Source organism: Afipia birgiae 34632, assembly GCF_000308295.2.
GTDB lineage: Bacteria > Pseudomonadota > Alphaproteobacteria > Rhizobiales > Xanthobacteraceae > Afipia > Afipia birgiae.
Map to the genome: position 1 here is coordinate 435,457 of NZ_HG326652.1, position 26,163 is coordinate 461,619.

General features: G+C 63.0%; 20 protein-coding genes and 1 tRNA gene. 12 read left to right on the plus strand and 9 right to left on the minus strand.

The window, feature by feature from the left end; all coding sequences use genetic code 11:
• Nucleotides 1–3: 3 nt before the first annotated feature.
• Nucleotides 4–210 carry a YdcH family protein gene (locus BN32_RS02020; RefSeq protein WP_019195577.1) on the minus strand — a complete coding sequence of 69 codons (207 nt, stop codon included), beginning with the start codon at nt 208–210 and terminating at the stop codon, nt 4–6.
• Between the two features lie 411 nt (nt 211–621).
• Here BN32_RS02020 and BN32_RS25895 point away from each other — a divergent pair, with 411 nt between their 5' ends.
• Nucleotides 622–798 (plus strand): YdcH family protein, encoded by a 177-nt coding sequence (locus BN32_RS25895; protein WP_006022144.1) that lies wholly within the window; start codon nt 622–624, stop codon nt 796–798.
• Nucleotides 799–882: 84 nt separating this feature from the next.
• On the opposite strand, the gene BN32_RS02025 is transcribed toward BN32_RS25895, so the two are convergent.
• The gene (locus BN32_RS02025; RefSeq protein WP_019195578.1) at nt 883–1,992 is read right to left on the minus strand and encodes an NAD(P)/FAD-dependent oxidoreductase; all 1,110 of its coding nucleotides are present in this window, start codon (nt 1,990–1,992) and stop codon (nt 883–885) included.
• A gap of 210 nt (nt 1,993–2,202) precedes the next feature.
• On the opposite strand from BN32_RS02025, the gene BN32_RS02030 reads away from it, so the two are divergent.
• The 5 genes from BN32_RS02030 (at nt 2,203) to BN32_RS02050 (ending at nt 9,262) form a co-directional block, all read left to right on the plus strand.
• Nucleotides 2,203–4,920 (plus strand): sensor domain-containing protein, encoded by a 2,718-nt coding sequence (locus BN32_RS02030; RefSeq protein WP_019195579.1) that lies wholly within the window; start codon nt 2,203–2,205, stop codon nt 4,918–4,920.
• Nucleotides 4,921–4,987: 67 nt separating this feature from the next.
• A complete protein-coding gene (locus BN32_RS02035) occupies nt 4,988–6,433 on the plus strand; it encodes a glycerol-3-phosphate dehydrogenase (RefSeq protein ID WP_019195580.1) in 1,446 nt (481 codons plus the stop codon).
• On the plus strand, nt 6,430–7,536 hold the full coding sequence (locus BN32_RS02040; protein WP_040425351.1) for an ABC transporter ATP-binding protein: 1,107 nt from the start codon (nt 6,430–6,432) through the stop codon (nt 7,534–7,536). The genes BN32_RS02035 and BN32_RS02040 overlap by 4 nt, the downstream gene beginning before the upstream one ends.
• A complete protein-coding gene (locus BN32_RS02045) occupies nt 7,533–8,444 on the plus strand; it encodes an ABC transporter permease (RefSeq protein WP_019195582.1) in 912 nt (303 codons plus the stop codon). Before BN32_RS02040 ends, BN32_RS02045 begins: the two co-directional genes overlap by 4 nt.
• A complete protein-coding gene (locus BN32_RS02050; RefSeq protein WP_019195583.1) occupies nt 8,444–9,262 on the plus strand; it encodes an ABC transporter permease in 819 nt (272 codons plus the stop codon). The genes BN32_RS02045 and BN32_RS02050 overlap by 1 nt, the downstream gene beginning before the upstream one ends.
• On the opposite strand, the gene BN32_RS02055 is transcribed toward BN32_RS02050, so the two are convergent.
• Entirely contained in the window at nt 9,259–11,367 is a 2,109-nt protein-coding gene (locus BN32_RS02055; protein WP_040425853.1) for an AsmA family protein, read from the minus strand. The two genes, BN32_RS02050 and BN32_RS02055, sit on opposite strands and share 4 nt — an antisense overlap.
• Before the next feature lie 328 nt (nt 11,368–11,695).
• Between BN32_RS02055 and BN32_RS02060 the strand changes: the two genes are divergently transcribed.
• Together BN32_RS02060 and BN32_RS02065 are read left to right on the plus strand one after the other, a co-directional pair.
• Nucleotides 11,696–12,397 (plus strand): CoA transferase subunit A, encoded by a 702-nt coding sequence (locus tag BN32_RS02060; protein ID WP_019195585.1) that lies wholly within the window; start codon nt 11,696–11,698, stop codon nt 12,395–12,397.
• Between the two features lie 22 nt (nt 12,398–12,419).
• On the plus strand, nt 12,420–13,070 hold the full coding sequence (locus tag BN32_RS02065; protein WP_019195586.1) for a 3-oxoacid CoA-transferase subunit B: 651 nt from the start codon (nt 12,420–12,422) through the stop codon (nt 13,068–13,070).
• Nucleotides 13,071–13,081: 11 nt separating this feature from the next.
• On the opposite strand, the gene BN32_RS02070 is transcribed toward BN32_RS02065, so the two are convergent.
• Complete coding sequence (locus BN32_RS02070; protein ID WP_019195587.1) at nt 13,082–13,669, minus strand: hypothetical protein; 588 nt, start codon at nt 13,667–13,669, stop codon at nt 13,082–13,084.
• Nucleotides 13,670–13,834: 165 nt separating this feature from the next.
• Here BN32_RS02070 and BN32_RS02075 point away from each other — a divergent pair, with 165 nt between their 5' ends.
• Nucleotides 13,835–14,899 carry an AI-2E family transporter gene (locus BN32_RS02075; protein WP_040425854.1) on the plus strand — a complete coding sequence of 355 codons (1,065 nt, stop codon included), beginning with the start codon at nt 13,835–13,837 and terminating at the stop codon, nt 14,897–14,899.
• 179 nt (nt 14,900–15,078) lie between these two features.
• On the opposite strand, the gene BN32_RS02080 is transcribed toward BN32_RS02075, so the two are convergent.
• The 3 genes from BN32_RS02080 to BN32_RS02090 all read right to left on the minus strand — a co-directional run bounded on the left by BN32_RS02080 (nt 15,079) and on the right by BN32_RS02090 (nt 21,558).
• A complete protein-coding gene (locus BN32_RS02080) occupies nt 15,079–16,722 on the minus strand; it encodes an ABC transporter permease (RefSeq protein ID WP_019195589.1) in 1,644 nt (547 codons plus the stop codon).
• A gap of 210 nt (nt 16,723–16,932) precedes the next feature.
• Nucleotides 16,933–17,958, minus strand: coding sequence for a Fe(3+) ABC transporter substrate-binding protein (locus BN32_RS02085; protein WP_040425855.1), 1,026 nt, complete (start codon nt 17,956–17,958; stop codon nt 16,933–16,935).
• Nucleotides 17,959–18,090: 132 nt separating this feature from the next.
• A complete protein-coding gene (locus BN32_RS02090) occupies nt 18,091–21,558 on the minus strand; it encodes a PAS domain-containing sensor histidine kinase (protein ID WP_040425856.1) in 3,468 nt (1,155 codons plus the stop codon).
• A gap of 333 nt (nt 21,559–21,891) precedes the next feature.
• Here BN32_RS02090 and BN32_RS02095 point away from each other — a divergent pair, with 333 nt between their 5' ends.
• The 3 genes from BN32_RS02095 to BN32_RS02105 all read left to right on the plus strand — a co-directional run bounded on the left by BN32_RS02095 (nt 21,892) and on the right by BN32_RS02105 (nt 23,185).
• Nucleotides 21,892–22,266, plus strand: coding sequence for a phasin family protein (locus tag BN32_RS02095; RefSeq protein WP_019195592.1), 375 nt, complete (start codon nt 21,892–21,894; stop codon nt 22,264–22,266).
• Between the two features lie 224 nt (nt 22,267–22,490).
• Entirely contained in the window at nt 22,491–22,916 is a 426-nt protein-coding gene (locus BN32_RS02100) for a phasin family protein (protein WP_019195593.1), read from the plus strand.
• Between the two features lie 192 nt (nt 22,917–23,108).
• Nucleotides 23,109–23,185 (plus strand) — tRNA-His (locus BN32_RS02105).
• A gap of 20 nt (nt 23,186–23,205) precedes the next feature.
• Here BN32_RS02105 and BN32_RS02110 read toward each other — a convergent pair.
• Complete coding sequence (locus tag BN32_RS02110; RefSeq protein ID WP_019195594.1) at nt 23,206–25,617, minus strand: bifunctional diguanylate cyclase/phosphodiesterase; 2,412 nt, start codon at nt 25,615–25,617, stop codon at nt 23,206–23,208.
• Nucleotides 25,618–25,882: 265 nt separating this feature from the next.
• A complete protein-coding gene (locus BN32_RS02115; protein WP_019195595.1) occupies nt 25,883–26,158 on the minus strand; it encodes a metal-sensitive transcriptional regulator in 276 nt (91 codons plus the stop codon).
• Nucleotides 26,159–26,163: the final 5 nt, after the last annotated feature.

Here is a 26,163-nt window from a genome sequence, read left to right on the forward strand (position 1 = left end):
ATATCACGCGATAATGTCGGGCGTGATCTGGTCTTCGATGAAGGTAATCCGGTCGCGCAACTGCAGCTTGCGTTTTTTTAAACGCTGCAATCTGAGCAGGTCGGGCGCAGGCGACTGATGCAGCGCCTCGATGGCGACATCGAGATCGCGATGCTCCTGCTGCAGCTGCGCCAGTTCAAGCGCAAATTCGTTGTTGTCTTGATCTACCATAACCGTCGTTGACTGAATCGCCCGGACTTTCAGCGAAGTGTTACTGAAAGCATCTGCATGATTGTCATTGCAGAAAATCGTTACCAACTCTAGTGGTCCGATTTTAACATTCGCCTCGGTTTTCGGCGGGTATTTTTGCGAATGTTAAAATCGACGGACACTCGAAAGCATAAGCTCTGGTGGAGTTTGGGATTTGATATTCGCTTTGCGGACTCGCCGCGGGTAGGGGCGCGAATGTCAAATCCACTCCACTAGCGATGGTAGCGCGGGGCGGGTTCCCTCACAATTCGTTTCCTTTATGCACGAAAATTTTGAACGGCTGTTTTGACTCCGCTGTCGACAGATGAGCTCTGTCATGTAGACTTAACCGTCCAGATCCGATCTGAGGTCCACTTACCGAGGAGACTTCTTATGGCGATTCAGGCGCATCTCGTTGAACTGGAACGGAAACACGAAGTTCTGGAAAACGAATTGCACGATGCTCTCCAGCATCTTTCTACCGACGACCTCCAGATTATCGAACTGAAGCGCCGCAAGCTGGTGCTTAAGGACCAAATCGAGCGCATCAAGCTCGCAACGGTCCACTGAACTCCCTCGACCGTATCCTTCCGGCAGTTCAGAGCGATGTAACGGCAACAGTTGCCGTTGCAGAGATGGCACACGTCTGGTCGCTTATGGATTGACTCCCGCGATGCGTGCGACATCGTCCGCGATGGCGAGGGATGACGTGAGGCCGGGCGACTCGATGCCGAACAGGTTGACCAGTCCCGCAAGGCCATGGTCCTGCGGCCCTTGAATCACGAAATCCTGCCGGGCGACCGCGGGGGGGACGATCTTCGGCCGGATTCCGGAATAGCTCGGCGTCAGGGCACCGTCCGGCAGCGTCGGCCAGTAACGTCGGATCGCTGGGTAAAACCGTTCCGCCCGCGCAGGGTCCACGGCGTAGTCGAGGCTATCGACCCATTCCACGTCGGGTCCGAATTTCGCCTGGCCGCCGAGATCGATCGTCAGATGAACGCCGAGGCCGCCGGGCTCCGGCACCGGATAGATCAGGTGCGAGAACGGCGCGCGCGTCCTGCAGCTGAAATAATTGCCCTTGGCATAGTAGCTGGTCGGAATGCGATTGGACGGCATGCCGTCGATGGCGCGGGCGATGGCGGGCGCATTGAGTCCGGCCGAATTGATCAGCACACGGCATTGCAGCACCATCGGCGTGTCGCCGCCGATTTCGACCTGGAATCCATCCGGCACGGCTTTCGCGCGCACAAGCGGCGCGTGAAATGCCAGTGCACCGCCGGAATCTTCGATCTCACCACGCAGCGCCAGCATATAGGCGTGACTGTCGACGATGCCGGTGGAAGGCGACAGCAGTGCGCCGACGCAGTTCAGGGCTGGTTCAAGCGCGCGCGCCTCCCTATCGGACAGCACCTGCATATCGTCGACGCCGTTGGCTTCCGCGTGCGATTTGATGGCGGCGAGCTTGTCGCGCTCATTGTCCGCCGTGGCGACGATCAGTTTGCCGCACCGGCGGTACGGGACGCCGTGGTCGTTGCAGTAGTTATAGAGAGCCTGTTTGCCGGTGACGCACAGACGCGCCATCAGGCTTCCCGCCGGATAGTAGATTCCGGCGTGAATGACTTCGCTATTGCGCGAGGACGTGCCGGTTCCGATGTCGCCGGCGGCCTCGACCACGACGACTTCAAGGCCGGCTTGCGCCAGCCGCCGCGCGGAGGCAAGGCCCACGACGCCGGCGCCAACCACAACACACTCAACCCTGTCCATCGACCGTCCGCTTTGCGGAAGAGGTTTCTTTTCTGCTCATTTCTTATCCAGTTGGCGGTGCCGCGATGCACTCTGCGTTAGGACTTGATTAAGCATAGCAGGCCAATTGCCCGCATTTAAGTCACATTGTCGGTGGCGTGCGCTTACGCGTTTACCCGATCCAAAGAGGTGCAGCCAGAGACTGCGGATGAAGAATTCCGCGGAATGGTAATGACCGGCTGGCAGAAGCAAGCACGAGCTACCACAGCGAGCCGGGTGTGGGCCGCTGCGTATGTCTGCATCCCGACTTTGCTGTCGGGAAGTGCGGCTGCGCAGATCGTCGCCAATCCGGATGGCACATTCTCGGCGTCGTCGATGGATAGCGCACACACCGCCATAATATGGCAGGTGGTGATCGGCGGTTTTGTGATCGTCGCGTTTCTCACCGCGATCATCCTGTGGATATCGACTGCATTGCGGCGGGCGCGCCACGCAAATATCCGGCGCGCGGCCTTCGTCTCCAGTGCCCTCAACAGCCTCGGCACCGGTATCGTCATGATCGATGCGCGCAAACGCATTGTGTTCTGCAACGACCGCTATCTCGAAATCTACGGACTGACCCGCGCCGATCTTTCGGCTGGAATGACCGGCCGCGAACTCACCGCATTGCGCATGCAGCGCGGCATGCTGAGCGGCGACATCGACGAATACTATCGCAACGTCAAAACCGCGAGCGGCTGCATCTGCGAGCTGGCGGACGGGCGTTCCATTCTGATCAAGCACCGCGAATTGTCCAACGGCGGCATCGTCTCCACGCACGAGGATTGCACCGACCAGCGCAAGCTGTCCCGGCAGCTTGCGACCACCAAGAGCTTCCTTGAATCGGTCATCGACAACATTCCGGTCTGCGTCGCAGTCAAGAGCATTGAGGACGGCAGATACATTCTTGCCAATCGCGCATTTGAACAGTTCTCCGGCCTGAGCCGCGACCAGATTATCGGTAACACCGCCGAAAGAGTTTACGTGCCGGAGGCCGCGCTGGCCGTTGCGCAGGCGGATCGTGACGCGATTGCGTCGCTGACGGGGCAGACGCGGACCGAATTGCTCGTCGAGCTTGGCGGCAGCATGCGCCAGGTTGCCTGCAACCGTATGATTGCGCGCGACGAGAAGGGCAGGCCGGAATTCCTGGTGGCGCTGTTCGAGGACGTGACCGATCGGAGGTCGCTGTCGCGCGAAATCCAGAGCGCGAAGAAATTCCTTGAACTTGTCGTCGACAACATTCCTGTTTCACTGGTGGTCAAGCGGCTGAGCGATGATCAGTACGTTCTTGCCAATCGTACCGCCGAGGCGATGCTGGGCCGGAGGCGCGAAGACGTCATCGGCTGCACCATTGAGGACATCTATAATCCCGCCGATGTAAGGCTCATCCGCAAGCGCGACGATGACGCCGTCCGCAAGAAGGGCATCGTCACCGAAGAGCATCCGATTCAGACCGAAAGCGGATTGCGCCTGTTCCTGACCCGGCGCGTCACTGTGCTCGATGAAGCCGGCGAACCGCAATATCTGATCAAGACCAACGAAGACATCACGGATCGCCGTGAAACCGAATCGCGCATGGCCCACATGGCCTATCACGATGCGCTGACCGAACTGCCCAACCGCGCCGCGTTCCTGCAGGCGCTGGAGCAGATGATCGACGCCTGCGAGGACACCGACGAGGAGTTCGCCGTGTTGTCGCTCGATCTCGACCGTCTGAAGGAAATCAACGATGTGTTCGGTCACGAGGTGGGCGACCAACTGCTGATCGAGTTCGCGCGCCGCCTCGAATCCGTCATCTCCGGCGGCGTCGTCGCGCGCCTCAGCGGCGACGAGTTCGGCCTGATCATCGATGGCCTGCAGCCGGATTCCGCGAAAGCGCTTGCCGCGCGGTTGATGCAGTCGATGCAGACAGAATTCATGTTCGAGGGCAGGGCGGTCCGCATCGGCCTCACCATCGGCATCTCGGTTTATCCGCGCAACGGCCGCGATGCCGAAACGCTGCTCACCAACGCCGACGCGGCGCTGTTCCGCGCCAAAACCACATCGCGCGGGTCGATCAATTTCTTCGACATGGAGCTGGACCAGCAATTGCGTGACCGGCGTGCGCTGCATCAGGACCTGTCCACCGCAATCCGGAACGGCGAATTGTCGCTGCACTACCAGCCGCAGGCCCGTGCGCGCCACAAGATGACGACGGATCATGTTCTCGGCTTCGAGGCGCTGGCGCGGTGGACCCATCCGGTGCGCGGCTTCGTCCCGCCCAGCGATTTCATCCCGCTGGCGGAAGAAAGCGGCCTGATCGTCGAAATGGGCGAGTGGATTCTGCGCCAGGCCTGCCGCGAGGCCGCCTCATGGCCCAAGGACCTGCAGATCTCGGTCAATCTGTCGCCGGCCCAGTTCATGCACGGCGATCTGGTCGGGCTGGTCCATTCCATCCTGCTCGAGACCGGCCTTGCGCCCGGCCGGCTGGAGCTTGAGATCACCGAGGGCGTGCTGATCGAGGATTTCGATCGCGGGCTGTCGTTGTTGCGGCGGCTGAAGTCGCTCGGCGTGCGGATCGCCATGGACGATTTCGGCAGCGGCTATTCCTCGCTGACCTACCTGCAGGCGTTCCCGTTCGACAAGATCAAGATCGACCGGACCTTCGTGATGAATCTCGGCCGCAACACCCAGTCCGCCGCCATCATCCGCGCCATGATCGGTCTTGGCCACGGCCTCAGCATTTCCATCGTCGCCGAAGGCGTGGAAACCCAGGAGCAGCTTAGCTTCCTCGTCGACGAGGCCTGCGATCAGGTGCAGGGATATTTCCTCGGCAAACCTGCGCCGATCGAGGCCTATGCCGAATGGATCGGACGCGCCAAGCGCCCTGTAGGCAAGGACGTCGTCAAAATTCCGCGCAAGGTCGGCTGACGCGCGCTGACCATCCAGAATCCGTCGGACTTGACTCGCGAGGGTGACCGTCGGAGATCATCGCGGCATGGCTGATGTCGACATCGCGATCATCGGGGGCGGTCTCAACGGCGTGTGTCTTGCGCGTGACGCTGCCGGCCGCGGTCTTCGAGTCGCCTTGTTCGAGCAGAACGACCTTGGCGGTGGCGCTGCACCGGCGGCTCCGCATCTGATGCACGGCAATTTCATCGATCTCGAACACGGCAATGTGCTGCGCGTGCGCGCCGCCTTGGCGGAGCGGGACATCGCGCTGCGGGCCGCACCGCATCTGGTGCGCCCGCTGCGCTTTGTTCTGCCGGTTCATGCCGGGGAGCGGCCGCCTGCGATGTTGCGGGCCGGCCTTTTTGTCTACGGCTGGCTTGCCGCGCGGAGCCCGCTGCCACGTTCGGAAATTCTCGATCTGACCATCCACGAGGCCGGGCACCCGCTGATGCGCTCGCTCGGGCTGGCATTGTCCTGGTCCGATTGCATTGTCGATGAAACGCGGCTTGTGGTTATCAACGCCGTCGACGCTGCCGCGCGCGGTGCTGCGATCCGGACCGGCGCGCGCTGCGTCTGGGCCGATCGCTCCAAGGTCTGGAAACTCACGGTGGTCAACCGCGGCCAGCGAGAAACCGTCACAGCGCGGGCGCTGGTGAACGCGAGCGGAGCGTGGACGCGGCAGGTTGCTGAAACAGTATTGCATTTGCCTGCCGTCCAAGCGAGTTTCACGAAAGTCAGCCAGATCGTCGTGAGGCGGATATTCGATCACGACACTGTCTACGTCCTCCAGAATGACGACCGCCGGATGATCTACGCCATTCCCTATCAGCGTGATTTTACATTGATCGGCACGTCCGAACGTGGCTTCGGCGGCGATCCGGCGATGGTGTCGGCCGGCGCGGACGATCTGGCCTATCTTTGCACGGCGGCCAGCCGCTACTTCCGCGAGCGGGTGGAACCCGCCGATGTCGTGCATGCGATGGCCGGCTGCGTTGCTGAAGATCGTCGCGATGGTTTTGTGAAAATGAATCGCGGGCATCGCGAAGCGCCGCTGTTGACAGTGGTCGGCGGCACGACCACCAGCGCGCGGTTGCGCGCGGAGCGTGCGTTGGCGCAATTGACGTCGCTGTTCGCGGCGTCGCCAACGTGGACGGCGGCGGCGCCGTTGCCCGGCGGAGGCTTTTCTCACGAGAGTTTCGACGATCAGGTGGATGATGCGCGCAGGCGCTGGACGTTTCTCGGCGAACGTCACGCCGAAAGGCTGGTCGCTGCCTATGGCACGCGGATCGACCGGATTCTGGGTGCGGCAAAAAGCATGGATGATCTTGGCCCGGTATTCGGCGATGACCTCACCGGCGCGGAGGTACGCTATTTGATGAGAGAAGAATTCGCTCGCTTCGCCGACGACATTTTGTGGCGGCGGTCCAAACTCGGCCTGACGATGTCGCGGCCGGACCGGGGGGCACTTGCAACATTCATGGCTGCGGCATGATGGCGGCGACAGGTGAGAAGCCGTTGCTGCGCATAGCCTCGGTGGTGAAACGCTTCGGCGGATTCACCGCTGTTGACGATCTGTCGCTTGATATCGCGGCCGGTGAATTCTTCGCGCTGCTGGGGCCGAGCGGCTGCGGCAAGACCACGCTGCTGCGCATGCTGGCGGGATTTGAGACGCCCGACGAGGGCGCGATCCATCTCGACGGCAACGATATCGCACAGGTGCTGCCGCATGAGCGGCCCGTCAACATGATGTTCCAGAACTACGCGCTGTTTCCGCACCTGAGCGTCGAGGGCAATATCGCGTTCGGCCTGAAGCGCGCCGGTTTGCCGAAGGATGAGATCGCGGCGCGGGTGGCGGAGATGGTGGCGCTGGTGCGTCTTCAGGGGCTCGAGAAGCGCCGCTCCGATCAATTGTCCGGCGGCCAACGCCAGCGCGTGGCGCTGGCGCGGTCGCTGGCGCGACGCCCGCGGATGCTGCTGCTCGACGAGCCGCTCGCAGCGCTCGACAAAAAATTGCGCGAAAGCACGCAGGCCGAATTGCTGGAGGTGCAGCGCCGTCTCGGCATGACCTTCATCATCGTCACCCACGATCAGGAAGAGGCCATGACGGTCGCCGGCCGGATCGGGGTGATGGACAAGGGCCGCCTCGTGCAGGTTGCGCCGCCGCGCGAACTGTATGAAGCGCCGAACTCGCGCTGGATCGCGGGCTTCGTCGGCGACATCAATCTGATCGAGGGACAGGTTGCCGCACGACAATCCGGACATTTCATGATCGCGACCGAAAGCGCCGGTGCAATCGCGGCATCGCATATGCCGCTCTCCGCGAAGGACCATGTCTGCGTCGCCATCCGGCCGGAGAAAATCCGGCTGTCGCAACCGGCGCCGGATGCGGCTGCGTCAGTCAATGCGCTCGCGGGTCATCTCGTCTCCGCCGGTTTCCTCGGTGGCCTGTCGATGTACAGCGTGAAACTCGACAAGGGCGCGGTGTTGCGGGTTGCGCTGCCGAACGCCACGCGCGCAACCGCTGATGGATTTGCAGTCGGGCAACGGGTGAGCGTCTCGTTTGCACCCGATGACGTCGTGGTGCTGGACCGATGAGCGGGCGGCGCATTTTCACGCGCCCGGCGCGGCTGGCTGCGCTGGCGCCGTATCTGTGGATGGCGCTGTTCTTCCTGGTGCCGTTCGGCTTCGTGCTGAAGATCGCGCTGTCGCAGACCGCCATCGCCCAGCCGCCTTACGTTCCGGTGTTCGATCTCGCGGCGGGATGGGATGTGTTCAAGACGGCGCTGGGAACGTTGTCGCTCGATAATTTCAAGCTGCTGGTGTCGGACGACCTTTACGTTCTCTCGTATGTCCGCAGTCTCGCGGTCGCCGTCACATCGACGGCCATCCTTCTGCTGATCGGCTATCCGGTGGCTTACGGCATGTCGCGGCTGCCGCAGCGCTGGCAGCCGATTGCGATGATGCTGGTGGTCGTGCCGTTCTGGACCTCATTCCTGATCCGCATCTACGCCTGGATCAACGTGCTCCAGCATGACGGCCTGCTCAACAAGACGCTGTTGGCGCTCGGCATCATCGACAAGCCGATGGTCTGGCTCTCGACCGATACGGCAATGTATCTCGGTATCGTCTATTCATATTTTCCGTTCATGATCCTGCCGCTCTATGCGACGCTGTCGAAGATGGATGATGCGCTGCTGGAAGCCGCGGCCGATCTCGGCGCGTCGCGGCTGAAAGCCTTCTGGCTGGTGACAGTCCCGCTGTCATTGCCCGGTGTCGGCGCGGGCCTGCTGCTGTGCTTCATTCCCATTGTCGGCGAATTCGTGATCCCCGATCTGCTGGCGGGTTCGGATCGCATGATGATCGGCCAGACATTGTGGCTGGAGTTCTTCACCAACAAGGACTGGCCGGTGGCATCGGCGATTGCGATCGTGCTGCTTGCGCTGCTGCTGGTGCCGCTGCTGGTCTATGAGAAGCTGCAGCGCCGTCATCTGGAGACGCACTGATGGCGGCCCGCAACGTCGCACGCCTGTCGGGTTTCAACCTGGGGTCCATCGCCCTGGGACTGGCGTTCCTGTACCTGCCCATCGCGATTCTCGTCATCTATTCGTTCAACGCCTCGCGTCTGGTGACGGTGTGGGGCGGCTGGTCGCTGCGCTGGTACACCGAATTCTTCAATGACGAGGCCATGCTGTCGGCCGCATGGATGAGCCTGCGTGTGGCATTTTTCTCGGCAACGGCGGCGACTGTGCTCGGCACGCTGGCGGCGCTGGCGTTGTCGCGCGGCGAGCGCTTCAGGGGGCGCACGCTGTTCTCCGGCATGCTTTACGCGCCGCTGGTGATGCCGGAAGTCATTACCGGGCTGTCGCTGCTGCTGCTGTTCGTGGCCATCGATGCCGGGCGCGGATTCTGGACCGTCACCATCGCACACACCACGCTGACCATGTGCTTCGTCACGGTGGTGGTGCAGTCGCGGCTCGGCGCGCTCGACCGCAGCCTCGAGGAGGCCGCGATGGATCTTGGCTGCTCCCCGGTGCAGGCCTTCATCGCAGTGACGCTGCCGCTGATGCTGCCGTCGATCGCGGCGGGCTGGATGCTGGCCTTTACGCTCTCGCTCGACGATCTGGTGATCGCGAGTTTCACCACGGGGCCGGGCTCGGCGACGCTGCCGATCCGGATCTATTCGGAGGTCCGGCTCGGCGTGAAGCCGGAGATCAATGCAATCTGTACGCTGGTGATCGCGGCGGTTGCGCTAGTGATCGTTGCGGCGTCGCTGGTGTCGAAACTGTCGAGCGACCAGGGCGAAAACGCAGCGCCGCTTTAGTCGGCCTTTTCCGGATGGGATTCGGTGGCCGCCGGAGGCATGGCTTGCGCGGGGCTGTCGGCAGGCGGCGCCGATGGCGGCGCATCGGTGGAATGCGGCGGCACGGGTGTTTCTGCGGGCGGGATCGGGGCGGGCAGGACCGGCGTCGGCAGCGACGTGGATGTGCCGGACGGCGGAGCTGCGGCCTGGGGTTGTGCCGCAGGCTGCTCTGGCTTCTTGCCGCCGGTGAAACGTTCGATCACGGATTTCACCGCGTCGCGCGTTTTACGGTCCTTCAGCGAATCGAGCAGCGGTGCAGACGCAGGCGAGCGGCGGATCAGTGAATCCGAATCCGGGAAAATCAGCGGATCGTCCCACGGGCCCTGCACGACAAACGGAAGCTGAAACGCCGGCGGCGCGTCGCTTGCGGTGACGAGACTGGCGACGCCCTTCAGATCGTATTCGCGGGACGGCACCGAGGCCGTCCCGGTCATCAGCACGCGCGTCGTGGGGCCCTCGATCCGCGCGTCTTCCGCTGTGGCGACGCCGTCGTTGAAGCGGATCGCGATGTTCAGCGAATCGAACGGCGTCGAGCCGTTGCGGAAATTGCCCGCGCCCGACAGCGGGCGGCGTTCCAGCCGCTTGAGGAGTTGTTCGACATTGAGCCCGCTGATCGCGCCATCGTGGCCGGTCAGCGTCGCGGTACCGTCGAGCGATTGCGCCAGCGTAAACGGACTGGCGCCCTTGGCCTCCAGCGCGAAGTTAAGATTGCCACGTCCTGTCAGCCTGTTGACGCCAAACAGTTCCTGAACGCAACTCGCCAGGTCGACATCGGTAAACTGGAACTGGGCCTTGACCTCGGCGTCCGCGTCGGCGCGCGTCACGCCGAATGATCCCTTGAGGATGCCGCCGTAAATCTGTGCTTCGCCGATGCTCAGCGCCAGCGTTCCGCTGCGCAGGTTTGCGCCGAGCGCGGTGCGGCCGATCCTGGTGGGGCCGATGGCGACCTTCGCCGCCGACAGGCGCATGTCGAGATCGGTGGCGGAGAGGCCGCGCAGGTCGAACAGCTGCCGGTTCCAGTCACGCGCACCGCTGGCGACCAGGCGAATGGTGTCGATGTAGGGCGTAAAGTCGAGCGCATCCGCAGCGAGGGTGGCTTGCACCCTCTGCCGGTCGTTGTTGCTGTAGGTGATGACGCCTTCGGCGGTGTTGCCGTCGAGTTCGAGATTGACGTTGGTCAGTGCGATCGAGTCACCGACCATGTTGGTGCGGGCCTTGAGCGCGAAGCGTCCCAGTCCGCCGGTGCCGGGAGGAGCCTGCCCGGCCCAGCGCAGCGCGTTGCGCAGCGACGGGCTGTCGGCGGTGAGCGTGCCTTCCATCAACAGGCTGGTGCGGTTGGCCACCGCGCCGTCGAAGGCAAATTTCAGTGGCGTGCTGGCGACGCGGACCTTGATGCCGGAACGGTCTCCGGACAGCGCGGCGATGAAATCGGTGATGCTGAGGCTGCCGTCGACGAGCTCATTGCGCCAGTTGAACTGTCCGGTGGCGGCGAAGGAGCGCGAGATTGACGGCCATGCGAGCGACAGATCGATGCCATTGACGGTCTCGGCAATCTCGCGGGCATCGTTCTGAAAGGTGAGGACGCCCTCCTTGATACGGATTTCGGAGAACGACACCGGGCTGTCGACGCCCGGCTTGATGGTGCGGGCCAGCGTCTCGATGATGGGCGACCAGTTGCTGCGGCCGTCGGCGTTGCGCTTCACGTTGATCCGCGGATGCAGCAACGTCACGTCGGCGATTTCATAACGCCGCATCAGGAGCGGCAGCAGGCGCAGGTTCGCCGTGAGTTCCTCGACGGTCAGAGGCTCGTCGGCGATGCCGCTGCCGCGCGAACTCGCGCCCTTCAATCCGACCTGCTGCAATGTGATGGCGCTGCCCGGAAAAATCGAAACGCGCACGTCGCCGTTGACCATCAGGTCGAGACCGGTCGCCGCGCGAATCTGTTTCTCGACCGAAAGCCGCACGGCGTTCGGGTCGATCATCCAGGAAATGGCGATCAGGCCGAGCAGCGCGGCAGCAAGAAATGCCGCAATCGGCATCCCCAGGCGCTTTATCCCTTGGGCCATCGTCAATGAGGTCATCCGGCAGGTTTGGGTCTGAAGGCACCGGCAGGTTTCCCACCGCAGCGCAGGCTGCAACTTGATTGCTTTTCTTGACGCTTTCAAGGCCATCCCAAGCCGTAACCCCTGCAATCGCGTCCCAAAACCAAGGTATTCGAAGGTGTTCGGACAAGATGGCGCGCCGGACCGCATTGCCGGACAGCGGCCGGGCGAGGCGCCGCGCCGCGATTGACGCGCCTTGAAGATTCCGCCTAATAATCGCCTCGAAAGCGGACTTGCGAACCACCACACGAGCGGCTTGCCCGCCCATTTCCCTCCATCAGGTTGCACCCTCATGAACAAGGTTTACCCCGACGCGAAATCCGCGCTCGATGGCGTTGTGAAAGACGGCATGATGATCATGTCCGGCGGTTTCGGCCTCTGCGGCATCGCCGAGGTCCTGTCCGACGCCTTGCGCGAAAGCGGGGTCAAGAACCTGACGGTTGTGTCGAACAATGCCGGCGTCGACGGCATCGGGCTCAGCCGCCTGCTGGAAACCCGCCAGATCAAGAAGATGATTTCGTCTTATGTCGGCGAGAACAAGCTGTTCGCGCAGCAGTTCCTCGCGGGCGAACTCGAACTGGAATTCAATCCGCAGGGCACTCTGGCAGAGCGCATTCGCGCCGGCGGTGCTGGCATCCCGGCGTTCTTCACCAAGACGGGTGTCGGCACGCTGATCGCCGAAGGCAAGGAAGTCCGCGAGTTCAATGGCGAGAAGTACATCATGGAGACCGGCCTCGTCGCCGATCTCGCCATCGTTCACGCCTGGAAGGGCGATACCGCGGGCAATCTCGTGTATCGCAAGACCGCGCGCAACTTTAACCCGATGATGGCGACCGCTGCGAAGGTCACCATCGCGGAAGTCGAGCACCTTGTTCCGGCTGGCGAGATCGATCCCGATCACATTCATACGCCGGGCATTTTCGTGCAGCGTGTGGTGCAGGTCGATCCGAAGCTGAAGCGTATCGAGCAGCGCACCCTGCGCAAGCGCGCGTAACTGATTTCCAGAGGAGAGCCCCATGGCCTGGACCCGTGAACAGATGGCAGCGCGCGCCGCGAAGGAACTGCGCGACGGCTATTACGTCAATCTCGGCATCGGAATCCCGACGCTGGTCTCGAACTATATTCCCGCCGGCCTCGACGTTTCGCTGCAGAGCGAGAACGGCATGCTCGGCATGGGCCCGTTTCCGTATGAGGGCGAGGAAGATCCCGATCTCATCAACGCCGGCAAGCAGACGGTGACCGAACTGCCGGACACCAGCTACTTCTCCAGCGCGGATTCGTTCGCGATGGTGCGCGGCGGCCATATCGATCTGTCGATCCTCGGCGCGATGCAGGTCGCCGAGAACGGCGATCTTGCCAACTGGATGATCCCCGGCAAGATGGTGAAGGGCATGGGCGGCGCGATGGATCTCGTCGCCGGCGTCAAGCGCGTCGTCGTTGTGATGGAGCACTCCGCCAAGGATGGCCCAAAGCTCCTGCATCGCTGCAACCTGCCACTGACCGGCGAACGCGTCGTCGACATGGTCGTCACCGATCTGGCGGTGTTCACCATCGACAAGCACGGCAAGGACGGCATGGCCCTCATTGAGCTTGCCGACGGCGTCACGCTCGACGAGGTGAAGGCAAATACCGAGGCGACTTTCCGCGTCGCGCTGAAGAACGCTTGAGTGATTTAACGCTATCGCCGGCCGAGAAAGCCGGGATTTAGCGCGGACGGCAACTGCGAACGCATGTCGGTGTCGAAGGTCGCGGACGGCTGCACGTAACCGGCTGAAAGCGACAGACTGATATTCGAAGTCGGTTTGAATTCGACTCCAGCGTTGATGCTGGTGGCGAGCGTGCTGCTCCGCTCGAAGCCGGGCGTGACGAGCGATGTAAATACGTCCGGCGTCGTTCGAAGCGAACTGACGCCTCCGAAGAATGTGACCGGCGTGTCGCCGAGGCTCTTGAAGCTGTAGGCGTATTGCGCGCCGTCGGACGACAACCCGCTGCCGCCGGTAAATGCGCTTGCGCCAAAGCTGCCGGTGAATGAATTCGCCGGTATGCTGTAACTACTGAACGAAAAGCCCTTGCGAAAGCCGTCCTCGTCCGGCGTACTTCCCCAATATTGCGTCGTGGTCTCGCCACCGAGTCCGAAAGGTCCACCCGGAATCCAGTACTGGATTGGCGCCACCTGGGCCTGAGCGGCAGGTGCCGTCAGATACAGCACTACAGCGAGGGCAAGCCCCCGTTTGGCTGCGACTCGATATTTCAGAGCATCCATCATTGCAGACATTATAGCGTTGCGGTGATCCCAAGCACAGCCGAAAAAGGAAACGGTTCCAGAGACTATCCGCTTTCCGGGACCGAGCGGTGTAATCGCCTGTTACATTGAGGCCTCTTGCATTTTGCCGCGAACGTGGTCCGTATCGGACCGAACGAGGACAACCGGATGCGCGGCAGCATTGAAGACAAGGCCTTCCTGATCCTGATCGTGGTGGTATCGCTGGCCTTTGGCTGGATACTCACGTCGTTTTACGGGGCGATTCTCTGGGGCGTCGTGATCGCCATCATGTTCGCGCCGCTCTACCGGCGGCTGCTGCGGAGGATTCCGCAGCGGCCCATGCTGGCGGCGCTGGCGATGATCGTGCTGGTCGTGATGATCGTGATCCTGCCGCTGACGCTGATCGCCGCGTCGCTGACGCAGCAGGCGGCGGCTGTGTTCGCGAAGGTGCAGTCCGGTCAACTCGACTTCGTCAAATTGTTTCAGCAGAGCCTTGATGCGCTGCCGCAATGGGTAACCGGTGTGCTCGACCGCTTCGGCATCGCCAGCCTCGGCGGGATGCAGGAGAAAATCTCCGCCGGGCTGCTCAAAGGCAGCCAGCAGATCGCGGCCCAGGCATTGAACATCGGCCAGAGCACGTTCGAATTCATCGTCAATGTCGCCATCATGCTTTATCTGCTGTTCTTTCTGTTTCGCGATGGCAACGCGTTGTCGCAACGCGTCAAGGACGCCATTCCATTGCGCGCCGAACTGCGCGACGCGCTGCTGGAGAAATTCACTGTCGTGATCCGCGCCACGGTGAAGGGCAGTCTTCTGGTCGCCATGGCGCAGGGCGCGCTGGGCGGTCTGATCTTCTGGATACTCGGTATAAATGCGGCGCTGCTGTGGGCCGTGCTGATGGCATTCCTGTCGCTGCTGCCAGCCGTCGGCGCCGGTCTGGTCTGGATGCCGGTCGCGCTTTATCTCCTGGCCACAGGATCGTTTCTTGATGGCGCGATCCTGATCGCCTACGGCTTTCTGGTTATCGGCCTCGTCGACAATCTGCTGCGCCCGATGCTGGTGGGCAAGGACACCAAGCTGCCGGATTATGTCGTGCTGATCTCGACGCTGGGCGGCATCGAAGCCTTCGGGCTCAACGGCTTTGTCATCGGTCCGGTCATCGCGGCCATGTTCATCGCGGCGTGGGATATCTTTTCGATATCGCGAAAGACCGATCAGGCGGGCACGACCTAATCGTTTCTGCCGACGCCTAGTGGTCCGATTCTAACATTCGCATCCCATTGCAACGGGCCTTTTTGCGAATGTTGGAATCAAAGGACCACTAGCAAATATAGGTTTCTAGTGGAGTTTGGATTTGACATTCGCTTCACTCACTCGCGGATAGCCGGCTAGCGAATGTCAAATCTACTCCACTAGGCCGGCCCCTGCGGAATATCCGAGAACCGCGTCAGCCATGCCACCGGCCCGATGCTGGCCGCCACGATCAGAAGCGCGGCGAGCGCGCCGTCCTCGAAGCTGCCGCGGCTGGCATACTGATAGATCGAGGTCGCCAGCGTCTCGACATTGAGCGGACGCAGCAGCAGCGTTGCCGGCAATTCCTTCAGGCAATCGACGAACACCACGATGGCCGCGCCGAGCAGGGCCGGACGTAGCAGCGGGAGGTGAATCCGGCGCATGGCGGTGATCTGTCCGGCGCCTGCGCTGCGCGCGCTGTCGTCGTAATCGAACGGAATGCGCTCAAAGCCGGCCCGCAGAAATCCGGTCGGCACCGCGAGAAAGCGGATGACATAGGCTGTGACCACAGCCGCGCCGGACCCCATCAGCACGAGGCCTGGCAATGCCAGTCCGAGCCACGCCGCGAATGTGTTGAGCGCGTTGTCGATTGCCAGCACCGGCGATAACAGGCCGAGCGCCAGGACCAGCCCCGGCAGCGCGTAACCGGTCTGGGCGATATTGGCAGAGAACGAGCGCCATGAGCCGGGCCGCCAGCGCGTTGCGAGGATCGTCGCCAGTCCAAGAGCGAGCGCCACCAGCGTCGCAAGCGCCGCGAAGATCACCGAGTTGACCGCATCGCGCCAGATCGCTGTGTCCATCGTCATCAAGGAGCGGTGAATGCTCTGCTGCAGCAGAAACAGCAGCGGCACGATGAAGCCGAGCAGCACCGGCAGGGCGCACGCGGCGAAGGCCAGCCAGCCCTTGATCCCGTTGAACGGCGTGCGCGGTGTCAGCCGCGGACTCTCGGACGAGAATTCGGTGACGGCGTTGCGGCGGCCATAGCGTTCCATTGCGATCAGCCCGCCGACGATCACCAGCACGAGGCAGGACAGTTGCGCAGCGCCCGCCAGGCTGCCGCGATTGAGCCAGGTCGTGAAGATCGAGACGGTGAGCGTGCGCACGCCAAGATATTCGCTGGCGCCGATGTCATTCAGCGTTTCCAGTGCGACGAGCGCAAGGCCCACGGCCAGCGCCGGCCGCGCCATAGGCAGCGAGATGCGCAAGAAAATGTTCCAGCGGCCCGCGCCGAGTGTGCGCGCGGCTTCCGCGAACTCGGCGCTCTGCAACTGGAACGTCGCGCGCGCCGACAGATAGACATAAGGATAGAGCACGATGCCGATGATGAGGATCGCGCCGGGCAGCGAGCGCAGATTGGGCAGCAGCGTGAGCGCGTCGCGCGCAGGGAGCCACAGCGTCAGCGTGCGATGGACGAGGCCGAGCGGCTCGAACAGATCGACATAAACATAAGCTGCAATGTAGGTCGGAATCGCCAGCGGCAGCGGCAGCAGCCAGAGCAGCACGCTGCGGCCCGGAAAATCATGCGACGACACCAGCCATGCGGTGCCCGCGCCCGCAAGAAGCGCAACCGATCCAACGCCGAACAGCAGCGCTGCGGTGTCGCGCAGCGCCAGCGGCAGCACGTAGTCGATGAGATGCGACCAGAGACCCGGCGCGGGCTGCGCCGCGATCACGATGATCGCGAGCACCGGCAGCGCGACAAGCGCCGCGGTGAAAACCGCCAGCACCGAGACGGCGGGTTCGGCAATGCGGGTGGTGGTCACGTGTCCTCACTCCCTCTCACCGCTTGCGGGGAGAGGGTTGGGGTGAGGGGCATGTTTTTACGCGAAGGTTTACAAGTGCGCCTCACCGGGCGCCAAAGCGCGTCCAAGACGCGCGTAAACGCGCTTGTGGCGCCGACCTCTCCCCGTAAACGGGGAGAGGTGAAGAGGGCCAATTCTTCCGTCATTGGTTCGTTAATCAGAACGAGGGCCTCAATTGTCGAACCCCACCTTGTCGACCAGCGTGGAGGCCGTCTTGCGGTTGGCCGCGATCTTCGAGATCGGCAGCGTGTCGGCGTTCAGTTTGCCATAGCCTGCGATGGTGGGATGGATGGCGACACCGGCGCGGACCGGGTACTCGTAGTTGGCGTCGGCATACATCTGTTGCGCCTTCTCGCCTGCGAGCCATTCGATCAGTTTGACGCCATTGGCGCGGTTTGGCGCATTCTTCGCCAGCAGAACGCCCGAGAGATTCACATGGGTGCCGCCGCCGGCGAAGGTCGGCAGGATCACCTTGGTGGCTTCCGCCCACGGCTTCTTGTCGGCGTCGTGGTTCATCATCAGCGCCCAGTAGTAGGTGTTGCCGATGCCGATGTCGCATTTGCCAGCCGCGACGTCGCGCGCAGTTTCGCGGTCGCCGCCGGATGGTTTTTGCGCGAGATTGGCCTTGACGCCGCGCAGCCATTCCTCGGCTTTGGCTTCGCCATGATGCGCGACATAGGCCGCGAACAGCGCGTTGTTGTAGATGTGCTGGCCGGAGCGGATGCAGATCTTGCCCTTCCATTTCGGATCGGCCAGTTCTTCATACGTAATGGCATCTTGCTTCACGCGATCCTTCGAGGCGTAAATCACGCGCGCGCGCATCGAGATGCCGGCCCAGTGGCCGTCCGGATCGCGGTATTGCGCGGGCACGATCTTGTCGAGCGCATCCGACTTGATCGGCTGGGTCACGCCGGCATCCACTGCTTCGGCGATGCGGCCGACATCCACCGTCAGCAGCACGTCGGCGGGGCTGTTGGCGCCCTCGGCCTTGATCCGCTGCTCAAGACCGGAACTCGCGGAGACAATGTTGACCTTGATGCCGGTGTCCTTGGTGAAGGCATCGATCAGCGGCTGTACCAACTTGGTCTCGCGGTAGGTGTAGACGTTCACCTCGCCGGACTGGGCAAATGCCGGGCTGTTCAAAATCATCGCGGATGCGACAGCGGTTGCTGCAGCGGCAATGCGGGTTCGTGACATGAGAAACTCCGGCGCTTGATAAGTGCGCTGAACTGAAAGCAGCGCATCGTGCTGGTTCTGTAGCGCAGCGGACGTGGACATTCACGCGGCGCGATGTCGCGAGAGTGCGAGTTTAGAGCGATTCCAGATTGTTTATGCGATCGCGCTGGCGTGGGAGAACACGACCTCGATCAGCGTGCCCGAATGCGGCGCGGTCTTGATGTGGAATTGCGCACGGTTGGCCTCGACGAGTGCTTTGGTTAGCGACAGGTTCACGACCGAGCCGTCGGCGGTCTGGTCCGATGCGCCCGCCGTGCGGAACGGCGCCATCGCGGCGGCGATCTCGTTGTCGTTGAGGCCGTGGCCGGTGTCGCGGACGCGCAACACGATGTCGCCGAAATCGGTGGTCGCGGTTGAGACGATCACCTGTCCGCCGGTGTTGGCGAGGTGGATCGAATTCCCGATCAGGTTCATCGCGATCTGGCGCAGCGCGCGGGCGTCGGCCTTCACGGTCGGCAGGGCATGGGCCAGCGATGTACGGATGATGATACGCTCGCGGTTGGCCTGCGGCTGCATCACCGCGACGCATTGCTCGACCATGCTGTTGAGGTCCTGGCTCGCGAACGACAGTTCCATCTTGCCGGATTCGATGCGCGACAGGTCGAGCAGGTCGTCGATGATCGCCATCACGCGCTGGCCGGAGGCGCGGATGTCCTTCATGTATTCGACATAGCGTTCGTTGCCGAGTGCGCCGAAGCGTTCCTCGATCATCACATCGGCGAAGCCGATGATGGCATTCAGCGGCATGCGGACTTCGTGGCTGATCCGCCCCAGAATATCCGCCTTGGCATTCGTCGCGCGCTCGACCTGACGCCGCGCCTGCATCAAATCGCCTTCGCCCTTCTTCGCCTGCGATATGTCGCGGAAGATCGCGAAGAAGCGCGCGTTGTCGGGCCGGGTGCGGCCGACGGTCATCGACAAGGGAATAGCGCTGCCGTCGCGGGCACGGCCCAGCAACTCGCGGTCATGGCGAAGCAGGCTCGTCACCGCAGCGGTCCGGACCTCGTTTACATAATCCTGCACCGCGCGCTGGCTGTCCGGTGCGAACAGATCGGTCAGATTGAGCGCTGCCATCTCGTTGTCGTCGCGGCCGAACAGGACTTCGGCGCTGCGGTTGCAGGAAAGGAGGCGGCCTTCGCCATCGAACACCACGACGCCTTCAGCGGTGTTGTCGAGAATGGTGCCAAGCTCTTCCGCCTGCGTGGTGTCATCGCTGGTCACGACAACTGGCGCGATCATCGCTGCGGGCGTCGTTTCGATTCGGTCGGCACGCGGCCCGGAGAACACCAGTGCATGGGAGGGTTCGCCGTCCCATGTGATGGCGAACAGCCGGGCGTCGGCGGGTTCGCCCTTGTCTGGGCCGCTCTTGCTGGTGGCCGCAATCACAACCGGCGTGCCGGTCTCCGAGGTGCTGCTGGCGGAGCCCGCGCCGGCTTCGACGGTCAGCGCGTCGAGGCCGCCGGCCTCGGTCAACGCATGAAGATCGTCGTATCCGGTAGAAGCGAGAAACGCCTTGTTGGCGTAGAGCAGCCGGTCGAGCCGGTACACCAGAATGCCGACCGGCAGACGATCGAGAAGTTGCGAATCCTGCGCGGCATTGGCGCGCGGCAGCACCGGCTCCGGTTGCAGGAAGGCGGGCGGGTTTTCGAGCGCCGGCTGTTCGGAAGCCGGTTCGTGCGCTTGCCCGGTGTCGTCGGCCGCGAACAGTTCGGCCACCGATGCATCGGTCAGCGTGTCGTTCTCTGTCGCATTCTCAAGACGCGCCGAGAGCCGCCGCGCCAGTTCATCGAAGGCGTTGCTTTCCACTGCCGTCAGCGCGGGCGCTTTCGGCTCGGCCACGGGAAACGGTACGACGTTTTGCGGAGTATCCACGGGGGACTTCGATTCGGTTCGCGGTGAATTCTCTGTCGGGAAGTTGTCTTGCGTGCTGCCCACAAGGTGCAACGGCTCCATTGGAGCATCGACGTCCGCCGCGTCCGTGACGTCCTGGCTCACCGGTTCTTTGCCGGTGGCATCATAAACCGTGACGTCTTGCGCCGCCGGTTCATCGGACGGTGGCGTTGCAGGCGGTTTCGATGAATACAGCCCGTCGTCGCCGCGCCGCGCAGCGAGCCGCGCCATGCCCTCGATATCGCGGCAGACGCCGAAGCCGCGATAGCCGAGAAATTGTCCGGCGCGGTCGTAGATCGGCAGGCCCGACAGTTCGACCGGCAATCGTGCGCCTGCACCGTCGGCGGGCCAGTTCACGACGATGTTGCTCCAGGTCTCGCGGGTTGCAACTGCCGCCGCCACTTGGTCGTCGGGATCGAGGCCGAGCGTATCGGCGATTTCATTCCAGGGTCTGCCGAGCGCGGCAGCGGTGCGCGAGCCGATCAGGCGGGTGAATTCGTCGAGGCCGAGCGAAAAGCGGCCGTCCTCGTCCATGTGCCACATGAAGCGCAGCGGATGCCGCCGCGGCGTCAATGGCGGGCCGTCCATTTCCAGCAGCGTCGCCGAAACATCGTGGGTGCCGATGTCGTGCGCTGCCGGCTTGCGGCGCTCGTCGTCGAAATAGATTCGCGTGACATGGTCTGCGGGCGCGCCTTGATGCGCAGGTTCGCGCGGCGCGGGCTCTGATCCATCGCTCGCCTGTGTCTCGGATGGGTGAGGCGGTGTGATGCTGCTCTGCTGAACCGGCGATGCCTGTTCGCTCTGTTCGTCGAACACGGATTCGAAAAGATCGACCGGCGTCACTTCGAAAGGTGTTTCCGGCGCCGCGCTTTGGTGTGGAACGCCGGCGAGCGTTTCCAGCATGTGTTCAGCCTGCTCAACCGGCGCGGTCTGCGCCACATGTTCGGTGACACCTGCGGGCTCCGGCTCATCAGGTGCGACGACCACGGGCGTCGGCTTCGGCATTGGCTTGGGCACAATGACGGCGCCGATCAATGCAACCAACGCTGTCCCTTCGCCGGTCCCGACGCGATGCACGGTGACGCGGCCGAGATCCATTTGCAGGGTCGCCTGTCCGTCGCGCAGCGCGCCATTGCGCGCGTCGTCGAATCCGGGGCCGGTGAGATCGTTGAACAGGCCGGGGAAGTTTTTCGCGCGATCATTTGCGCCGGCCAGCGCGCCGTTCGGCGTGAAGGTCATGGCGGGCATCGAGACGCTGTCGACCAGATGCGCGAGCCGCTCGGTCAGCGGCATCGGGCGTCCGACGGGGTCCGCGGCGGCGATGAGAATGCCCGCGGTCCCGTCAGCGAAGGTGAGCCGCGCGCAGGAGCATGTCAGCAGGCGGCCAAGCGGTGCGCCGAAACCGCGCAGCCGTTCGAGCCGCGGCGTGCCGGCTGGCGACAGCCGTGCGGCGAGTTGCGCCGCCTGGCGGCGCTGCGGATCGGCGGGTCCGACTTTTCTTTCAGAAAGTGCTGCGGCGCTGCGTTCGCCGAACAACCGCGCCCCGATGGTATTGGCCCAGAGAATGTGTGCGCCGTCGAGCGACCAGACCCACGCAGGCAGGCTGCTCATCGCATGAACCGCAAGACGCGGATCGCGGATGCCCTGGAGCTGGAAGTCGGCTTCGCTCATGTTCGACAACGGGTCTGTCACTCGCTTCAAAGCGCCGGATCGCGGCGCAGGAGGTGGGTTCGGCAGCCTTAACAAATGATTAGTATGGCGCAGCTGCCGCAAGGTCCACCAGTGCGCTGCGAGACTACCCATCCAAACCAGCGATAACGTTAATTCCCCGGCGCGCTGAACCTCAACGCCGCTCGGGCGTTGGGTGTTGCAAAACATATTCAAACGTTCACGATGGGCGGGCAGGAACTGTCGTTGCGCTGCGTCATATGTGGTGCCACCCGGCGGTGAATTGCGGACACGGGTCCGGCAGACGGGCCCGCATGTGTAACAGGAGGGTGCGACATGGCAGGCAATCAGTTCGAGATTCCGAAGGAAATGCGCTCAATGGCGGAAGCGAGTCTGGAGCAGGCCCGCAAGGCCTTCGAATCCTTCATCAGCAGCGCCCAGCAGACCGCGTCCGCATTTGGCGGATCGTCGTTCGGCGCCCCCGGCGAGGCCGCCAAGGACATCAGCGCCAAGGCCATCGCTTTTGCGGAGAAGAATGTGCAGTCCTCGCTGGCCTACGCCCAGCAGTTGATTCACGCCAAGGACCTGACCGAGGTGATGCGCCTGCACACCGAATACGTTCAGGGCCAGATGCGCGCGCTTGCCGAGCAGGCCAGCGAAATGGGCCAGGCTGTGACCCGCGCGGCCATGGATGCCAGCAAACCCAAATAGCCGTTTTCCGGGCGTTTCAGCCCGCCAGCAGCAGCCTGATCCGGCCTCCCGCCGGATCAGGCATGTGCCGGGCTGGGTGGTATTTTGTTGCAATGCACAAAGTCTCGCCTATAGTGCCAAACAGAGACTGATCTTGCGCAGGGCCCAACAGTTACCCAGGAGGCCTTGCGCGGCCGGTTGCACCGCCCCGGCCATTCAATTCCAGACACACAAGGAATATCGATATGAGCGCGAATGATCCGTTTGCGGTTGTCCCCTTCAAGGTCCCGGAGCAGTTTCGCGCCTTCGCCGAGATGGGCGTTTTCCAGGCCAGCGACGGCTACCAGAAGCTCAAGGACGCGGCGGTTTCCAACAACGGGGCTTTGGGGGCGATGGTCACGTCGGCCGCCAAGGGCGCCGGTGACCTCACCTCGACGGTGATCGGGATGGCCCAGACCAACACCGAGGCGGCCTTCGCCTTTACCCAGAGCCTGATGGGCGTGAAATCGCTGCCGGAAGCTTTCGAGCTGATGAATGCGCATGCCCGCAAGCAGTTCGAGGTTTTCAGCGCGCAGTCGCAGGATCTTGCCACGCTGACCCATAAGGTCGCGGTCGAAGCTGTCGAGCCGATCGCCACCGGAGCGGCCAAGGCCTTCAAACCCGGTCTCTGACCGGACCGCCGATCACGGAACAGGTGCATCCGGATGAACCTTTTGTTCTTCCGGCGCGACCCCATAACGAGCTGTTCGCGACGCTCATTCGGCAGGTCAAAGCGTCTTGCAAAAGCGCGGCGTTGCACCTAGTTTCCCGCGAAATCGCCGCCCTTGGCGGGGCCGCCTCCAGGTGGCCGTCCGATTGAAAATGCAGTTGTAGCTCAGCTGGTTAGAGCGCCGGATTGTGGATCCGGAGGTCGGTGGTTCGATCCCACCCAACTGTACCACTTCCCCCGATCAGAAGCCGTCAGGCGGACTGCGCCAGCAGGACGCGAGCGTCGTCGCCCGTGGCGACCGCGCCGTCGGCATGCGTCAGCATGGCGAAGCTTGCGATCGGTGCGGGCCGTCCGACCAGGTAGCCCTGAACCTCGGTGCAGAGTTCGGACTGCAGGAACGCCAGTTCGGCCGGCGTCTCGACCCCTTCCGCAAGCACCGGCAAGCCAAGACCTCGCCCGAGCCCCAGCACCGCGCGCACGATGGTCGCGGCCTGCGCATTGGTGTTGACGGATTTGATGAACGATCCGTCGATCTTGATCTTGTCGAACGGGAAGGCGCGCAGATTCGAGAGCGACGAATATCCGGTGCCGAAATCGTCCATCGCGATATGGACGCCGAGCGCCTTGATGCGCCGGAGCGTGGTGAGCGCGCGGTTGAGATCGCGGACCAGCGCAGTCTCGGTGATTTCGAGTTCGAGCCGGTCCGCCGGAAGACCGGTTTCGAGCAGCACCTCATGCACCAGCTGTACGAAGTGCTCGCTGTAGATCTGCACGGCAGAGACGTTCACGGCGATCGTCAATGGCTGCGGCCAGCTTGCCGCCTGCTTGCAGGCCTCGCGCAGCACCCATTCACCGATGCCGAGAATCGCGCCGGTTTCTTCCGCGATCGGAATGAAGACAGCCGGAGAGATCGAGCCGCGGGTCTTGTGGGTCCAGCGCAGCAGCGCCTCGAAACCGACCACCCTGCGGGTCTGAATGTCTTGCTGCGGCTGATACACCAGATTGAATTCGCCGCGCGTCACGGCCTGACGCAGGTCGTGCTCCAGCACCCTGCGGTCGTGCACTTCCGCGCCCATCTTCGCCTCGAAGAAGCGGTAAATGGCGCGGCCTTCCGTCTTGGCGCGGTAGAGCGCCGTGTCGGCGTGGGTGAGCAACGCTTCGCGGTTGTCGGCGTCGTCGGGGCAGATCGCGATGCCGATGCTGCACGAGGTCAAATTGTCACTGTCGGATTTGTCGGCGCCGGGTTTCAGCGCCATGAGAATATTGTCGGCCAGCTTTCCCGCCGCTGCGGGATTGGACAGCCCGGGCATCAGAACCGCGAATTCGTCGCCGCCGAGACGCGCGACCATGCAGGTGTTGTCGAGGAGCGCGGAGACGCGCGAGGCGACGGTCTGAAGCACCTTGTCGCCGGCGGCGTGTCCGAACAGATCGTTGACCTCCTTGAACCTGTCGAGGTCGAAGCACATCACTGCGCACTTTTGCCCGTTGGCCCCGGCCGCCTCGATTTCATGATCGAGCCGCGCATGGAAGGTGCCGCGGTTCGGCAGCGACGTCAGCGGGTCGTGGTGTGCAAGATAGCGGATGTGCTGCTCGGCCTGCTTGCGCGCCTGCAGATTGCGGACGGCGATGACGTGATGCGCCTGCCCGCCGAAATCGATCGGACGCAGGATCAGTTCGACCGGAATCATGGACCCATCGACATGGCGCAAATCGGCCTCGACCGGCTGGTTCGGCGCCGCCAGCAGTCTTGCACGGGCCTCGGCATCCGGAATGTATGATTCCAGCCTGGCGCCGATCAGTTTCTCGGACGACGAGCCGACAAGCTGCGCAAAACTGGTGTTCGCCGTCACGGCGATGTCGCCGTCGCAGACCAGCAGGCCTTCGACCGCCGCATTGGCCAGACCGCGCATCCGGTCTGCTTCAAGCATGGACCTGCGCTGGTCGCGGATGTCGAGGGCGGCGGCGCCCAGTGCCAGCAGGATGATGGTGAAGCTCGATACGGCGACGCCGATGGCGAGCCATCCGGCGGGAATAGAGGCTTGAGGGATCATGACGGTGGGATCGGGAATGATCGCGACCGCGCCCATGGCCGTGAAATGATGGCTGCAGATCGCGAGCGTCAACAGCAGCGCACCGGCAACCCGCCAGCGCTCCGAAGTGCCGTGCAGGCCGGCAGGAAGAGCGGTCGCGCCGATCAGCGTGCCAAGCAGGATCGATACGGCGACGAGAGTTGTATCCCACAGGATGACGCCGCCGATCTGAAAGGCCGCCATGCCGAGATAGTGCATCGTGGCGATGCCGCCTCCAACGACAGCGCCGCCGAGCCACGGTCCAAGCCGCCATCCGGGAAGCATCGCCATCGCGAGGCCCGCCGCGGTGAGCAGGACAGCGGCGGCGAGCGACAGAACGGTGAGAGCGATATTGTAGCCGCTCGGAATTCCCGGCGAGAACGCGAGCATTGCGATGAAGTGCGTGGACCAGATGCCGAAGCCGGTCGAGATCGCGGACACCGCGAGCCAGACTGGACGCATGCGCCCTGCCGAGAAGCGTGCATGCCTCAGCAAGTTGATGGCCGCGAACGAAGCCAATGTACAAATGACAGCCGCGAGACCCACGAGCCACAAATCATGGGCGGTGGCGATACAGTTGTAGACCTTGAACATCGAACGACCTGCAGAACGCGAGAACAAGTGTCGGCAGCTATCGGGGAATTGCGTAAGAACACGTAAATACCCCGATGCATGTTCGATCTATGCGTGTGCGGAGTTTGCGATCAGTCGCGCAGCGAAGCGTACGCTCAGCGAACAAATCGCAGAAGGCGCTGTGGCGCAGGTATTTCCTCGCACAGAGAACTCATCAAGCGCCGCGGCCGGAAGCTAACGCGCGATCAACCATGTCGTGAAGAGGTAACCCGGTGATCGTGCCGGCCTATCGGTCCGCGCGGCTGACCACATCCATCAGTTCGACAATCTTGCGGCGCTGATCGGTCTTGTCACCCGCGTTGATCGCTTGCTCGACGCAGTGGGCGATATGGTCGCGCAGGATTTCTTCCTCAACCCGCCGCAGCGCCGCGCGCGCCGCCGCGATCTGCGTGACGATGTCGATGCAATAGCGATCGTCATCGACCATGCCCGCGAGACCGCGAACCTGGCCTTCGATCCGTTTCAGCCTTTTCAGGCATGAGGTCTTGATTTCCTGGCCCATGGCGA

Coding starts and splice junctions, on each gene's coding strand:
- BN32_RS02065 (WP_019195586.1), top strand. CDS start 12,420: ATGGCCTGGACCCGTGAACAGATGGCAGCGCGCGCCGCGAAGGAACTG.
- BN32_RS02070 (WP_019195587.1), bottom strand. CDS start 13,669: ATGATGGATGCTCTGAAATATCGAGTCGCAGCCAAACGGGGGCTTGCC.
- BN32_RS02050 (WP_019195583.1), top strand. CDS start 8,444: ATGGCGGCCCGCAACGTCGCACGCCTGTCGGGTTTCAACCTGGGGTCC.
- BN32_RS02045 (WP_019195582.1), top strand. CDS start 7,533: ATGAGCGGGCGGCGCATTTTCACGCGCCCGGCGCGGCTGGCTGCGCTG.
- BN32_RS02060 (WP_019195585.1), top strand. CDS start 11,696: ATGAACAAGGTTTACCCCGACGCGAAATCCGCGCTCGATGGCGTTGTG.
- BN32_RS02100 (WP_019195593.1), top strand. CDS start 22,491: ATGAGCGCGAATGATCCGTTTGCGGTTGTCCCCTTCAAGGTCCCGGAG.
- BN32_RS02110 (WP_019195594.1), bottom strand. CDS start 25,617: ATGTTCAAGGTCTACAACTGTATCGCCACCGCCCATGATTTGTGGCTC.
- BN32_RS02020 (WP_019195577.1), bottom strand. CDS start 210: ATGGTAGATCAAGACAACAACGAATTTGCGCTTGAACTGGCGCAGCTG.
- BN32_RS02025 (WP_019195578.1), bottom strand. CDS start 1,992: ATGGACAGGGTTGAGTGTGTTGTGGTTGGCGCCGGCGTCGTGGGCCTT.
- BN32_RS02115 (WP_019195595.1), bottom strand. CDS start 26,158: ATGGGCCAGGAAATCAAGACCTCATGCCTGAAAAGGCTGAAACGGATC.
- BN32_RS02075 (WP_040425854.1), top strand. CDS start 13,835: ATGCGCGGCAGCATTGAAGACAAGGCCTTCCTGATCCTGATCGTGGTG.
- BN32_RS02040 (WP_040425351.1), top strand. CDS start 6,430: ATGATGGCGGCGACAGGTGAGAAGCCGTTGCTGCGCATAGCCTCGGTG.
- BN32_RS25895 (WP_006022144.1), top strand. CDS start 622: ATGGCGATTCAGGCGCATCTCGTTGAACTGGAACGGAAACACGAAGTT.
- BN32_RS02055 (WP_040425853.1), bottom strand. CDS start 11,367: ATGGCCCAAGGGATAAAGCGCCTGGGGATGCCGATTGCGGCATTTCTT.
- BN32_RS02090 (WP_040425856.1), bottom strand. CDS start 21,558: ATGAGCGAAGCCGACTTCCAGCTCCAGGGCATCCGCGATCCGCGTCTT.
- BN32_RS02095 (WP_019195592.1), top strand. CDS start 21,892: ATGGCAGGCAATCAGTTCGAGATTCCGAAGGAAATGCGCTCAATGGCG.
- BN32_RS02030 (WP_019195579.1), top strand. CDS start 2,203: ATGACCGGCTGGCAGAAGCAAGCACGAGCTACCACAGCGAGCCGGGTG.
- BN32_RS02085 (WP_040425855.1), bottom strand. CDS start 17,958: ATGTCACGAACCCGCATTGCCGCTGCAGCAACCGCTGTCGCATCCGCG.
- BN32_RS02035 (WP_019195580.1), top strand. CDS start 4,988: ATGGCTGATGTCGACATCGCGATCATCGGGGGCGGTCTCAACGGCGTG.